Source organism: Actinosynnema sp. NPDC023794 (assembly GCF_040639675.1).
GTDB lineage: Bacteria > Actinomycetota > Actinomycetes > Mycobacteriales > Pseudonocardiaceae > Actinosynnema > Actinosynnema luteola.
Genome location: NZ_JBFAFR010000027.1, coordinates 25,691 through 38,003, shown reverse-complemented (window position 1 = coordinate 38,003; position 12,313 = coordinate 25,691). Strand labels below are relative to the sequence as shown.

The window sequence follows — 12,313 nt, the reverse complement described above, 5'->3', positions numbered from 1 at the left end:
CAACCAGGTGAGCATCCCGGTCTCCGGAACGCACCGCCACCTGCGGCTGACGTTCACCGGCAACACGGGCTGGCCCGCCGCCCAGCTGGCCGAGTTCGAGGCGCACGCGGGCTGACACCTCGTCCGGGGGTGGTCCCACGGCAACGACGCCGGCGGGACCACCACCGCGTCACCGCGGACGCCCCAGCCGTTCACCCGGCCCGCCTACCGTTCCGCGCACCGCGCGCCCTGAAGTGCGGCGTGCCGAGCAGAACGGAACACCTATGAGGAGACCGCTGGTCATCGGCCTGTCCGCGCTCGTGCTGGCGTCGGTGGCGGCGCCCGGCTCGGCCGCGCCGACCGGCCGCCACGACTTCGGCCGCGCCACGCTGACCGGGTTCGCCGCGCTGCCCGCGGTGACGTTCGTGCCGGGCAGCGAGCCGTCCGGCGCGGCCCTGGGCACCACGCCGGTCAACGGGGTCGTGCCGCCGTTCGCCGACCAGCCGGTGCAGGGCTTCAGCGGTGTGCTGCGCAACGCCGACGGCACGTTCGACGTGCTGTCCGACAACGGGTACGGCACCAAGGCCAACAGCGCGGACTTCACCCTCCGCGTGCACCGGATCGGCCCGGACTTCGGCACCGGCGCCGTCGACGTCCTCGGCGGCATCACGCTGACGGACCCGAACGGCCACGTGCCGTTCCCGCTCACCCGCCCCGACCGGGTGCTGACCGGCGCGGACTTCGACGTCGAGTCGATCGTCCGCGCGGGCGACGGCACCTACTGGATGGGCGACGAGTTCGGCCCCTACCTGCTGCACTTCGACCGCGCGGGCCGGCTGCTCGCACCGCCCGTGCCGCTGCCGGGCGTCTTCGCGCCGGAGAACCCGGCGGGCACGCCGAACCTGGGCGGGAGCAAGGGCTACGAGGGCCTGGCGCTGGCCGCCGACGGCCGCGCGCTCGACGCCCTGCTGGAGGGCACGGTGGCGGGCGACGAGCCCGGCACGTTGCGGCTCAACGAGTTCGACCTCGAACACGGCCGGTACACGGGCGTCCGCTGGACCTACCGGCTGGACAAGCCGGAGCACGCGATCGGCGACGCCGTCGCGGTGGACCGCAACCGGCTGCTGGTGATCGAACGGGACGGCGCACAGGGCGTCGACGCGCGCGTCAAGCGCGTCTACCTGGCCGACAAGCGCGACCGCGACCGGGACGGCGTGCTGGACAAGACGCTGGTGGCCGACCTGCTCGACATCGCGAACCCGCGCGGGCTCGGCGGCTTCGGCGCGACGTTCACCTTCCCGTTCACCACGATCGAGGACGTGGTGATCCTGGACGACCGCACGATCGGCGTGCTCAACGACAACAACTTCCCGTCCTCGTCGGGCCGCACGCCGGGCAAGCCCGACAACAACGAGTTCATCACGCTGCGCCTGGGCGACCACCTCGACGCCGACCCGCGCGTGCTGCGCCGCCGCTAGTGCCGGTCACGGCGCCGGCTCACCCGTCGCGCCAGGACCGCTGGCCGGCCACGACCTCCCGGAACAGCCGCTTGAACCCGCCGAACGCGTCCTCGCCGACGCGTTCGGCGTGGCGGCGCTCGATGGCGGCCACGATCGCGTCCGACCGGCTCATCTGGGCCAGCCCCCGTTCGGTGGGCACGACCAGCTTCGCGCGCCGGTCGTCCGGGTCCGGCTGCCGGGTGACGTACCCCAGCGCCTCCAACTCGTCGAGCACCTTGCCGACGACCTGCTTGTGCTGGCCCGACCGGCGGGCCAGGTCGGTGGCGCGGGTGCCCTCCTCGTCCAGGTAGGCGAGCACCGCGCCGTGCTGCGGGCGCAGGTCCGGGTAGCCGTCCCGGGCGAGGGTGTCGAACAGCTCCTCCTGCACGGCGAACAGCAGCCGGCCGGTGAGCACGCCCAGGTCGGGATCGGTGTGCTTGCGTTCGCCTCGGCGCATGACCCTCCTTTGGTCACCTATGGTGATAGTCACCATTATTGACGATCACCACCTATGACTATATCGTCGTGGTCATGATCAAGCAGCAGGAGGGGACCGCCGTGGACGGCAGCGTGAAGGTCGCGATCGTGTACTACTCGGCCACCGGCAACATCGCCCAGATCGCCCAGGAGATGGCCGAGACCGCGGAGAAGGCGGGCGCTGAGGTCCGGTTGCGCAAGGTCGCCGAGCTCGCGCCGCGGTCCGCGATCGACGCCAACCCGGCGTGGGCCGCCAACGACGCCGCGACCGCCGACCTCCCGGTGGCGGTCGCCGACGACCTCGTCTGGGCCGACGCGGTGATCATGGGCACGCCGACCCGGTTCGGCAACGTCGCCTCGCAGCTCAAGCAGTTCCTCGACACCCTCGGCGGCGTGTGGCAGCGGGGTCTGCTGGCCGACAAGGTCTACAGCGGGTTCACGTCGACCGGCACGCTGCACGGCGGCCACGAGTCGACGCTGCTGGCGTTGGCCACCACGTTCCACCACTTCGGCGGCATCGTGGTCGCGCCGGGCTACACGCACCCGGACAAGTTCGCCGACGGCAACCCGTACGGCACGTCGCACCACGACGCCGGCGGCACGGCGGCCGTGGACGACACCGTGCGCGCGGCGGCACGGGTGCAGGCCGAGCGCGTGGTCCGCTTCGCCCGCGCGGTCGCGGCGGCGTGATGACCGTCCAGGGCGCCGTCGCGCCGGGTTTCGAGGGCGTGCGCGAGGAGTTCGCGGCGGTGGTGGCCGCCGAGCCCGGTCTCGGCGCCCAACTGGCCGTCTACCGGCACGGGGAGCAGGTGGTCGACCTCTGGGCGGGGTTGGCGGAGGACGCACTGCTCGCGCTGTACTCGTCGGGCAAGGGCGCGGCGCACCTGGTGGTGGCGCTGCTGGTGCAGGACGGTGTGCTCGACCTGGACCGCGCGGTCGCGTCGTACTGGCCCGAGTTCGCCGCCGGCGGCAAGGAACGGGTGACGCTGCGGGACCTGCTCGCCCACCGGGCCGGGCTCGTCGGCGTGACCGGTGGGTTCGACGCGGAGGAGTTGGCGGACGACCGGCTCCTCGCCGGACGGCTGGCCGGCGAGCGCCCGGCGTTCGAGGACGGGTACGGCTACCACGCCCTGACGATCGGCGCCCTGACCGGCGAGGTGGTGCGCCGGGTGACCGGGCGGACGTTGCGGCAGGTGTACGAGGAGCGGGTGCGGGCGCCGCACGGGCTGGACTTCCACCTCGGGCTGCCTGCGGACCTGGAACCCCGGTACGCGCCCGTGCAGCCTCCGGCCTCGCCGTCGCCGACGCCGACGCCGGAGGGGTTGACCGCGCTCGCGTTCAACACGCCGTTGGACCTGGTGGCGTTCGCCAACACGCGGCGCGTGCGCGAGCTCGGTCAGGCGTCGGCGGGCAGCGTGGGCAGCGCGCGTGGGCTGGCCCGGATGTACGCGGCGGCGATCGGTCCGGTGGACGGTCTGCCGCCGCTGCTCGGGCCGGACGTGCTGGCCGAGTTCACCCGGCCGCACTCGACCGGCGTCGACCTGGTGACGGGGGAGCGGGACCACTTCCTGCTCGGCTTCGAGGCGCAGGGCGTGCGGTACCAGGGGCTCGGCGCCGACGCCTTCGGGCACAGCGGCGCGGTGGGCGCGCAGGCGTTCGCCGATCCGCGCAGCGGCACCGCCTACAGCTACACCCGGCGCAGGTTCGCCGTCGGCGGTGGTGGCGGCGCGGCGGAGAACCACCGCCTGGTGGCGGCGGTGCTCCGCGCGCCGGCGGCCCCGAACTCGGTCGGTCGACAACGTCGTCACGTTCAGTAGAGTCGAAGGGGAGAGATCACCAGCGGAGGATTGCGATGAAGCGGAACATCACCTGCCCCTGCGGCGAGCCGATCCAGGGCAAGGACGAGGACGAACTGGTGGAGAAGACCCAGCAGCACCTCAAGGAGAACCACCCGGGCCACGACTACTCGCGCGACGAGATCCTGTTCATGGCTTACTGAGCCCCCTTTGCCCCGGTCGGGGTGCACGGCGACGAGCAGCAGCGCGTCGAGCAACCGCAGCCAGTCCGGCTCGGTGAGGTCGCGGCCGGTGAGGCCGGACAGGCCGGCCGGCGCGTCCAGCAGTCGTCCGGTCGGTTCGGCGGTGTCCTGACCGGTCGCCTCGGCCACGGCGCGGGCACCGAGAGCCCCGCGTCGGCGGCGACTGCGGCCACCGTCCGACCGCTCGCGGCCCTCAGCGCCCGTAGCCGTCGGCCCAGTTGGTGGCCCACGCGGCCTGCTCGGGCCGGTCGCGGGTGGTGTTGGTCGGAGCGAGAGGTCGGGCGTCGGCGACGAACCCCGTGCGGGACTCGCGTTCCTGCGATCGGAACGGACGGCCAAGGCGCTCCTCGTCGTCAGCACCGTGTTCCTGGCTGCGAACGCCCCGCTCACCGCGCTGCTGGTCCCGTTCGGGATGACCGTGTGGGGCGGTGAGGGGTCGGTCGGGTTGGTGATGTCCGCGCTGGGCGTCGGCTTCCTCCTCGGCGCGCCGGCCGGGCCGGCGCCCGCCGAGCTCACCTCTCCGCGCACGACCGCGTACGCGGCGTGCGCGGTCACCGTGGCCGCCGCCGAGTACGCGGCATCGACACCTTCCGTTCATCAACCGTTCGCCCCGTGATCGCCGCTTCGCGCGTCAAACGAGTCGAGCGAACGAGATGATCGGGCTCGAACACGGGGGTGAGCGGGTCAAGTGAAGCGCCGGTTGTCCATCGGCTTGGCCGTGGTGTTGTTGGCCGCTGTCGTCGCGGTGGTCGTGTGGGGTCGTTCGGACGACGCGGAGGGCGGGGCCCGAGGTGGGTTGACCACCGTGCGCGGGGTCATCGGGTCGGAGAAGCTGGCCTTCTTCAGCGACCGGAGGGTGGTCGACGCGTTCGCGAAGCACGGCCTGAAGGTCGAGGTGGACACGGCCGGCTCACGGCAGATCGCCACCTCCGTCGACCTCGGCAAGTACGAGTTCGCGTTCCCGTCGTCCTCACCGGCCGCGCAGCGGATCCAGCGCGACCGCAAGACGACCGCCGCGCACACGCCGTTCCAGTCGCCCATGGCCGTGGCGACGTTCGAGCCGATCGTGAAGCTGCTCGAGGCCGCCGGCGTCGTGACCAAGGGCGCGGGCGACTACCAGGTGCTCGACGTGGCCAAGTACCTGGAGCTGACCAAGGCGGGCACGCGCTGGGACCAACTGCCCGGCAACACCGCCTACCCGGCCCGCAAGAACGTCCTCATCACCACGACCAACCCGGGCGAGTCGAACTCCGCCGCGATGTACCTGTCGATCGTGTCGTTCGTGGCCAACGGCAACACCGTGGTCGGCACGCCGGAGCAGGAGGCGACCGTCCTGCCGGACGTCGCCAGGCTCTTCCGCGACCAGGGCTACACGCAGAACAGCACCGAGGGCCCGTTCGAGGACTACCTCGCGGCCGGCATGGGCAAGACGCCGCTCGCGCTGATCTACGAGTCCCAGTACCTCGACCGGGTGCTGCGCGCCGACGGCTCGATCCGCGCCGACATGCGCCTGCTCTACCTCGCGCCGACGGTCTACTCCAAGCACACCCTGGTCCCGTTGTCCGACAAGGGCGACCAGGTCGGCCGACTGCTGGGCGCCGATCCCGAGCTGGCCGAGCTCGCCGCCACGTTCGGCTTCCGCACGTCCGACCCGCGCGTGTTCGCCGAGGTGGTCGGCGACAAGGCCCCCGCGGACCTGGTGGACGCGGTCGAGCCGCCGTCGTTCGAGACGCTGGAACGCCTGCTCGACGCGGTCGCCGCGTGATGGACGAGTTCACCCTCACCCCGCCGGAGCCCGTGACGCCGATCCCCGTCGAACGCGCGGCCGGCCTGATCGCGCTCGGCGAGGACGTGCGCGCGGACGTCGACCGCCGGGCGGAGCGGTTCGCCGAACGCCTCCAGGAGCTGGACGTCCGGTCACCGGAGTTCACCGCCGTGCTGGACGACGTGCTCGCCGTCGGCGAGGCGGACATGCGTGCGGCGGCGGGCGTGGCGGGCACGATGCTCGACCGCTCGGCCCGCGCCCTGCGCGACGACTCACCGCAGGTCCAGGTCACCACGTCGCTGTCGGGCCTGCGCCGCACCGTCGCCGAGCTGGACCCGGCGAAGCTGCCGATCACCGGCCGCAAGCTGCTGAAGGTCTTCCCCGCCGCGAACACGGCCAAGAAGGCCCTCGACCGCTACCGCGCCGCGGGCGAGCCGGTGAACGCGCTGGTGGTCGACCTGCGCAACCGGCAGGACGTGCTGCGCCGCGACAACGCCGTCATCAAGGGCGAGCGCGAGCGGCTGTGGCGGGCCATGGGCAAGCTGGCCGAGGCCGCCGCGTTCGCCGAGGCGGTGGACGCGGCGATCGACCGGCAGGCCGGGATCTTCGACCTGACCGACCCGGCACGGGCGCGGGCGCTGCGCGCGGACGTGCTGCACCCCATCCGGCAACGGCACCAGGACCTGCTGACGCAGCTCGCCGTCAGCGCGCAGGGCTACCTGGCCCTGGACCTGGTGCGGCGCAACAACGACGAGCTGATCCGGGGCGTGGAACGCGCGGTGACCACGACCGTGGCCGCGTTGCGGATCGCCCTGCTGGTCAGCGGCGCCCTGGCGAGCCAGCGCGACGTGCTGGACGAGGTCGCCGCGTTGCAGGCCACCACGGACGGCCTGATCCGCGCCAACACCGAGCTGCTCGACCTGCAGGGCGCGGAGATCCGCCGGGCGAGCAGCGACCCGGCCGTCGCGGTGGAGACGATCCGCGCGTCGTTCGACCGGATCTACGCGGCGATCGACGCGGTCGACGGCTACCGGGCCGACGCGGTGCGCACGATGGCCGTCACGGTCGAGTCGCTGTCGGGGGAGCTCCGCCGCGCGGAAGAGCACTTGCGCCGTTCGCACGACGCGGCGGCGGTCGAGGGGGACCGATGAGGACAGCGTTCGTGCTCGCCGCCGTGCTGGTGGTGGCGGGGTGCACCGGCGAGGCCGGGCCCGACCCGGCGCAGCCCGCCGGCCCGGCGGAACCGGGGGTGCTGCGGGTGCTCGCGGGCAGCGAGCTGACCGACCTGCAGCCGGTGCTGGACGAGGCGGCCAAGGCCACCGGCGTCGAGGTGAAGTTCACCTTCACCGGCACGCTGGAGGGCGCCGAGGCGTTGGCGAAGGGCGAGGTCGACGGCAAGTACGACGCCGTCTGGTTCTCCTCCAACCGCTACCCGGCCGGCATCCCGGAGGCCGCGAAGCGGCTCGGCAACCAGGTCAAGGTCATGAGCTCGCCGGTGGTGCTCGGCCTGTCGACGTCGTCGGCGCAGCGGTTGGGGTGGGCCGACCGGCGGGTCGGCTGGGGCGAGATCGCCGAGCAGGCCGGGCGCAAGGCGTTCAGCTACGGCATGACGGACCCGTCGTCGTCGAACTCCGGCTTCTCCGCCCTGGTCGGCGTGGCGTCGGCGTTGGCGGGCGCGGGCAACGCCGTGGACGCGGGCCAGATCGCGGCGGTGACACCGCGGCTGAAGGGCTTCTTCGCCGCGCAGTCGCTGTCCGCCGGGTCGTCGGGCTGGCTGTCGGAGGCCTACCTGCGCCGCGCCACCGGCCACGACCCCGGCGCGCGGGTCGACGGACTGATCAACTACGAGTCCGTGCTGCTGTCCCTGAACGCTTCCAAGGACCTGCCCGAACCGCTCACGCTGGTCTACCCGGACGACGGCGTGGTCACCGCGGACTACCCGCTGACCCTGCTCGCGGACTCCGGCGACGACGCCCGTGCGGCGCACCAACGCCTCACCGACCACCTGCGCACGCCGGACGTGCAGCGCAAGATCATGGAAACCACGCACCGGCGGCCGGTCGTGCCGGGCGTCGACCTGGACTCCCGGTTCGCCGTGCGCGACCTGGTCGAGCTGCCGTTCCCGGCCGCGCGCGACTCCGTCGACGCCCTGCTCTCGGCTTACTTCAACGAGATCCGGCGTCCGTCGCGCACGCTGTACGTGCTCGACACGTCCGGCTCGATGGCCGGCGACCGGATCGCGTCGCTGCGGTCCGCGCTGGTCGGCCTGACCGGCGCGGACGACTCGCTCACCGGCCGCTTCCGCCGGTTCCGCAGCCGGGAGGAGGTGACCATGCTGCCGTTCAACACCGAGCCCGGCACGCCGCGGACGTTCACCCTGCCCGAGGGCGACCCCCAGGCGGAGCTGGCGGAGATCAAGGCGTACGCCGAAGGGCTGGCCGAAGGCGGCGGCACGGCCATCTACGACAGCCTGTCCCGCGCGTACGAGGTGATGGAGCCGCTGGTCGCGGCCGACCCGGACCGGTTCACCTCGATCGTGCTGATGACCGACGGCGAGAACGCGAACGGCTCGGGCCTGGCCGAGTTCCAGGCGTCGTTCGGCTCGGTGCCGGCGTCGGTGCGGCAGGTGCCCGTGTTCACCGTGCTGTTCGGCGAGGGCAGCAGCGCCGAGCTGGGCCAGGTGGCGACCATGACCGGCGGCAAGGTGTTCGACGCGCGCGCCACCGAACTCGGCGACGTGTTCCAGGAGATCCGCGGCTACCAATGATCCGCTACCTGGGCTCGACCAAGAACCTCGTCGGCTGCGTCGGCGGTCTCCTCGGCGTGCTGCTGCACCTGACCGGCGCGGTCGGCGGGGGGTGGCCGGTCGTGGTGGCCGGGCTGTACGCGGTGGGCGCGCTGCTCGCGCCGCCGGAGAAGATCCGGTTGGTGCCGGTGGACGCGGTCACCGAAGCCGGCCTGCTCCGCGCGGAACTGGACGAGCTGGTGCGCGAGGTGGGCGCGCAGTCGTCCCGGGTGCCCGAGCCCGCGGTCGCCGCCGTCGGCCGGATCGGCGCGGTGCTGGGTGACCTCCTCACCCGGCACGAGGCGTTGGCCGCGAACCCCGACCTGCGGCACACCGTGGTCCGGCTGGCGCGCACCGACCTGCCGCTGTCCGTGCAGACGTACCTCAACCTGCCGTGGTGGTTCGCGGTGAAGCAGCGCGCGGGCGGCGAGCCGAGCCCGGGCGACGAGTTGGTGACGCAGCTCGGCCTGCTGGAGGCCGAGGCCCACCGGCTGGCCGAACGCGTGTACGCCGCCGACGTCAACCAGCAGACCGACCACACCCGCTACCTGCGCGACCGCGACTCGGGCAACCAACCCTGACCGCGTGTCGAACCTTCAGGTCCCGAGTGTCGAACGCTCGCGTACCCCAAGTTCCCCGTTCGCGCCCGCTGCGGCCCGCGCCTGATCCGGGGCGAGGGCCGAGCCGCGGGCGAAGTGCTCGGCGAACGCCTCCGGCCCCAGCGCTTCGGTGGCACGCGCGGTGATGCGGTCGACGTCGCCCCGTTCGGCGGGCGGCAGGGGAGCGCCGCACGACCGCCTGGCCGCGTCCGCCGCGCCGAGGAGGACGGCGGCGTCCGTCGGGTCCGCGGCGCCGGCCAGGCCTTCCAGCGCCAACGCCAGCGCACGGGGGTCGCCCGTGTCCGCGGCCACCGCGTAGCTCTCCCGGTGCCGTGCGGCGGCGGTGGCGGGGTCGCCGCGCAGTTCGGCGACGAAGCCGAGTTCGGCGAGCACCAGCGCGTTCGCGCTCGTCAGCCCGACCTCGTCGTGCCAGTCCAGCACGGCGTGCAGCAGCTCCTCGGCGGTGTCGAGATCACCTTCGCGGCGCGCGCCGAGCGCCAGGCCCAGCCGCGCGTTGACCTCACCGGCCCGGAAACCGTGCTGCGCGGCCAAGTGCATGGCGCGCTCGTGGTGCTCCCGAGCCCGCGCGTGGTCACCCGCGAGCAGCGCGATGCGGCCGAGGCCAGAGGTCAGGTCGGACACCTCCGGCCACAGCCCGAGCCGGTCGGCGAGCCGCAGTCCCGTGCGCAGCCGGTCGGCCGCCTCGTCGTGGTCGCCGAACGCCTCGGCCACGAACGCGAGCACCCGGGTGCCGCGCAGTTGGCCCCACGCGTCGCCGAGGTCGCGGAAGAGGACGACGCTGCGCTCGCCCTCCCGTGCCGCCGCCGACAGGTCGCCGCGCACGAAGTGCTGGAGCGCGCGGTCGCCGAGCGCCGCCGCGGCGCCCCAGCGGTCGCCGGTCGCGGCGAAGCCCGTCAACGCCCGGTCGGTCAGGCCTTCCGCCGAGGTGATGTCGCCGATCTCGCACAGGGCGTGGCCGAGGAACCAGGACGCGCGGGGCTCGGGACACGACCGCAACGCGGCCTCGATCCGCTCGGCGCGGTCCGCGCCGTCACCGGTCAGGATGCGGATCGCGGTGTGCCAGGCCGTGGTGGCGCCGGTCCGGCCCAGCGCGTGCGCGGCGTCGAACGCCCGGCGCGCCTCGCCCAGCCTGCCGCGCAGCACCCAGTACCACGCCAGGGCGTCCACCAGCCGCAACGCGGGCGAGACCAGCCCGCCGCGCACGGCGTGGTCCAGCGCGCCGCGCAGGTTGGCCGACTCCGCGTCCAGCCGCCGCAGCCACTCGTGCTGGTCCGGTCCGCGCAACCGGGCCTGCTCGGCCAGGCCCGTGTAGTACTCGACGTGCCGTGCCCGGACCTCGTCCAGCTCGCCCGCCTCGTCCAGCCGCTCCACGCAGTACGCGGCCAGGGATTCGAGCAGCCGGTACCGGGCGCCGCCCGCGCCTTCCACCACGACCACCAGCGACCGGTCGACCAGACCGGTCACCACGTCGAGGACGTCGTCACCGCCGCACACCGCCTCGGCCGCCTCGAACGCGCAGCCCTCGTGGTGCACGGCCAGCCTCCGCAGCACGACCCGCGACGCGTCGTCCAGCAGCTCCCAGCTCCAGTCGATCATCGCGCGCAGGGTCCGCTGCCGTGGCGGCGCGTCCCGGTACCCGCCCGCCAGCACGCGGAACCGGTCGTCCAGCCGGGACAGCACGCCGGTCACGCCCAACGCGCGCACCTTGGTCGCGGCCAGCTCCAGCGCCAACGGGATGCCGTCCAGCCGCCGGCAGATCGCGGCCACCGCGGCGAGGTCCGAAGCGGACCCGCCCGCCGCGCCGGCACGGGCGACGAACAGCTCGACCGCGGCGGACCCGGCCAGCGGCGCGACCGCGTGCCGCACCTCGCCCGCCACGGCCAGCGGCTCCTGGCTGGTCGCCAGCACGCGCACGTGCGGCGCGGTCCGCAGCACCGCCGCGGTCAGCTCCGCCACCTCGGCGATCATCTGCTCGCAGTTGTCCAGCACGAGCAGCATCCGCTTGTCCCGCAACGCCGTCGTCAGCCGGTCGGCCGCGTCGACGTGCTCGCCGCCCCAGGCGCCGTCGTCGCGGATGCCCAGCGCCGCGGTGAGCACGTCGGGCAGCGAGCACGGCGCCGACACCTCGACCACCCACACGCCGTCCGGGAACCGGTCCACCACCTGCCGGGCGGTCTCCACCGCGAGCCTCGTCTTGCCGACACCACCCGGTCCGGTCAACGTCACCAGGCGGTGCCCGGCCAGCAACCGACGCGCCTCGGCCACGTCCCGCTCCCGGCCGACCAGCGCGGTGAGCGGGTTCGGCAGGTTGGTGGCCGGCCGGACCGGCGGCGCGAGTCGGGGGTCCTGCTCCAGCATCGCGCGGTGCAAGGCGGCCAGCTCGGGGCTCGGGTCGACCCCGAGCTCGTCGGCCAGCCGACGGCGCAGGTCCTCGTAGCCCGCCAGCGCCTCGTGCTGCCGTCCCGCCCGGTAGAGCGCGCGCAGGTGGATCGCGCGCAGGCGTTCCCGCAACGGGTGCCGCGCGACCACGTCCGCGAGCTCGGACACCACGGCCGCGTGCTCGCCGAGGTCGAGCCGCGCCAGGGCCAGGTCCTCCAGCGCGACCAGGCGCTGCTCCTCGAGCCGGGTGATCGCCGACCGGGCGAAGTCGAGGTCGGCGAAGTCCGCGAACGCCGGACCGCGCCACAGGTTCAGCGCGTCGGTCAGCAACGCGGCCCGCGCCGCGGGGTCGGTGGCCGCACGCGCCCGCGCGATCAGCTCCGCGAACACGTCGGCGTCCACCGAGTCGGCGTGGACCAGGTAGCCGGGCGATCGTGATTCGACCAGGTCACGACCGCCCGGCTCGGCGTCCTCCAGCGCCCGGCGCAGCTGCGACACCTTCGCGTGCAGCGCCCGCAGCGGGTTGCCGGGGCCGTCGTCGCCCCACAGGTCGGCGACCAGCCGGTCCGCCGACACGGGACGGCCGCGGTCGGCCAGCAGGTCGGCGAGCAGCAGCCGCACCTTGCGCTCGGGCACCTTGACCGGCGTGCCGTCCGCGGTCCGGACGTCCAGCGGACCGAGCACCCCGAAACGCATGGCCGCAACCGTAGTCGAGGCGGTCCGAACAGGACCCGAGCAGAACCCGAACAAGGCGTCGGCAAGGTGGTCCCA

General features: G+C 73.8%; 11 protein-coding genes. 8 read left to right on the top strand and 3 right to left on the bottom strand.

Going from position 1 to position 12,313, the window contains the following annotated elements; translation table 11 throughout:
- Positions 1-263 precede the first annotated feature (263 nt).
- Positions 264-1,457 (top strand): esterase-like activity of phytase family protein, encoded by a 1,194-nt coding sequence (locus tag AB0H12_RS35085; RefSeq protein ID WP_499628704.1) that lies wholly within the window; start codon positions 264-266, stop codon positions 1,455-1,457.
- Between the two features lie 19 nt (positions 1,458-1,476).
- Here the strand turns inward: AB0H12_RS35085 and AB0H12_RS35080 are convergent, their stop codons facing one another.
- Complete coding sequence (locus tag AB0H12_RS35080) at positions 1,477-1,935, bottom strand: MarR family winged helix-turn-helix transcriptional regulator (protein WP_499628703.1); 459 nt, start codon at positions 1,933-1,935, stop codon at positions 1,477-1,479.
- A 74-nt stretch (positions 1,936-2,009) separates the two neighbouring features.
- Here AB0H12_RS35080 and wrbA point away from each other — a divergent pair, with 74 nt between their 5' ends.
- A complete protein-coding gene (gene wrbA / locus AB0H12_RS35075; protein ID WP_499628702.1) occupies positions 2,010-2,645 on the top strand; it encodes an NAD(P)H:quinone oxidoreductase in 636 nt (211 codons plus the stop codon).
- The gene (locus AB0H12_RS35070) at positions 2,645-3,772 is read left to right on the top strand and encodes a serine hydrolase domain-containing protein (protein WP_499628701.1); all 1,128 of its coding nucleotides are present in this window, start codon (positions 2,645-2,647) and stop codon (positions 3,770-3,772) included. Before wrbA ends, AB0H12_RS35070 begins: the two co-directional genes overlap by 1 nt.
- On the opposite strand, the gene AB0H12_RS35065 is transcribed toward AB0H12_RS35070, so the two are convergent.
- On the bottom strand, positions 3,766-4,122 hold the full coding sequence (locus tag AB0H12_RS35065) for a hypothetical protein (RefSeq protein WP_499628700.1): 357 nt from the start codon (positions 4,120-4,122) through the stop codon (positions 3,766-3,768). The two genes, AB0H12_RS35070 and AB0H12_RS35065, sit on opposite strands and share 7 nt — an antisense overlap.
- Before the next feature lie 232 nt (positions 4,123-4,354).
- Between AB0H12_RS35065 and AB0H12_RS35060 the strand changes: the two genes are divergently transcribed.
- The 5 genes from AB0H12_RS35060 to AB0H12_RS35040 all read left to right on the top strand — a co-directional run bounded on the left by AB0H12_RS35060 (position 4,355) and on the right by AB0H12_RS35040 (position 9,124).
- The gene (locus AB0H12_RS35060; RefSeq protein WP_499628699.1) at positions 4,355-4,609 is read left to right on the top strand and encodes a hypothetical protein; all 255 of its coding nucleotides are present in this window, start codon (positions 4,355-4,357) and stop codon (positions 4,607-4,609) included.
- Between the two features lie 72 nt (positions 4,610-4,681).
- Positions 4,682-5,758: a hypothetical protein gene (locus AB0H12_RS35055; RefSeq protein WP_499628698.1), complete on the top strand. Its 1,077-nt coding sequence runs from the start codon at positions 4,682-4,684 to the stop codon at positions 5,756-5,758.
- Positions 5,758-6,909 carry a toxic anion resistance protein gene (locus tag AB0H12_RS35050; RefSeq protein ID WP_499628697.1) on the top strand — a complete coding sequence of 384 codons (1,152 nt, stop codon included), beginning with the start codon at positions 5,758-5,760 and terminating at the stop codon, positions 6,907-6,909. The genes AB0H12_RS35055 and AB0H12_RS35050 overlap by 1 nt, the downstream gene beginning before the upstream one ends.
- Positions 6,906-8,525 carry a vWA domain-containing protein gene (locus AB0H12_RS35045; protein ID WP_499628696.1) on the top strand — a complete coding sequence of 540 codons (1,620 nt, stop codon included), beginning with the start codon at positions 6,906-6,908 and terminating at the stop codon, positions 8,523-8,525. The genes AB0H12_RS35050 and AB0H12_RS35045 overlap by 4 nt, the downstream gene beginning before the upstream one ends.
- Positions 8,522-9,124, top strand: a complete 603-nt coding sequence (locus AB0H12_RS35040; RefSeq protein WP_499628695.1) for a hypothetical protein — start codon at positions 8,522-8,524, stop codon at positions 9,122-9,124. Before AB0H12_RS35045 ends, AB0H12_RS35040 begins: the two co-directional genes overlap by 4 nt.
- 15 nt (positions 9,125-9,139) lie before the next feature.
- On the opposite strand, the gene AB0H12_RS35035 is transcribed toward AB0H12_RS35040, so the two are convergent.
- Positions 9,140-12,238, bottom strand: a complete 3,099-nt coding sequence (locus tag AB0H12_RS35035) for an AfsR/SARP family transcriptional regulator (RefSeq protein WP_499628694.1) — start codon at positions 12,236-12,238, stop codon at positions 9,140-9,142.
- Between the last annotated feature and the right edge of the window lie 75 nt (positions 12,239-12,313).

Coding starts and splice junctions, on each gene's coding strand:
- AB0H12_RS35080 (WP_499628703.1), bottom strand. CDS start 1,935: ATGCGCCGAGGCGAACGCAAGCACACCGATCCCGACCTGGGCGTGCTC.
- AB0H12_RS35050 (WP_499628697.1), top strand. CDS start 5,758: ATGGACGAGTTCACCCTCACCCCGCCGGAGCCCGTGACGCCGATCCCC.
- AB0H12_RS35085 (WP_499628704.1), top strand. CDS start 264: ATGAGGAGACCGCTGGTCATCGGCCTGTCCGCGCTCGTGCTGGCGTCG.
- AB0H12_RS35040 (WP_499628695.1), top strand. CDS start 8,522: ATGATCCGCTACCTGGGCTCGACCAAGAACCTCGTCGGCTGCGTCGGC.
- wrbA (WP_499628702.1), top strand. CDS start 2,010: ATGATCAAGCAGCAGGAGGGGACCGCCGTGGACGGCAGCGTGAAGGTC.
- AB0H12_RS35045 (WP_499628696.1), top strand. CDS start 6,906: ATGAGGACAGCGTTCGTGCTCGCCGCCGTGCTGGTGGTGGCGGGGTGC.
- AB0H12_RS35035 (WP_499628694.1), bottom strand. CDS start 12,238: ATGCGTTTCGGGGTGCTCGGTCCGCTGGACGTCCGGACCGCGGACGGC.
- AB0H12_RS35070 (WP_499628701.1), top strand. CDS start 2,645: ATGACCGTCCAGGGCGCCGTCGCGCCGGGTTTCGAGGGCGTGCGCGAG.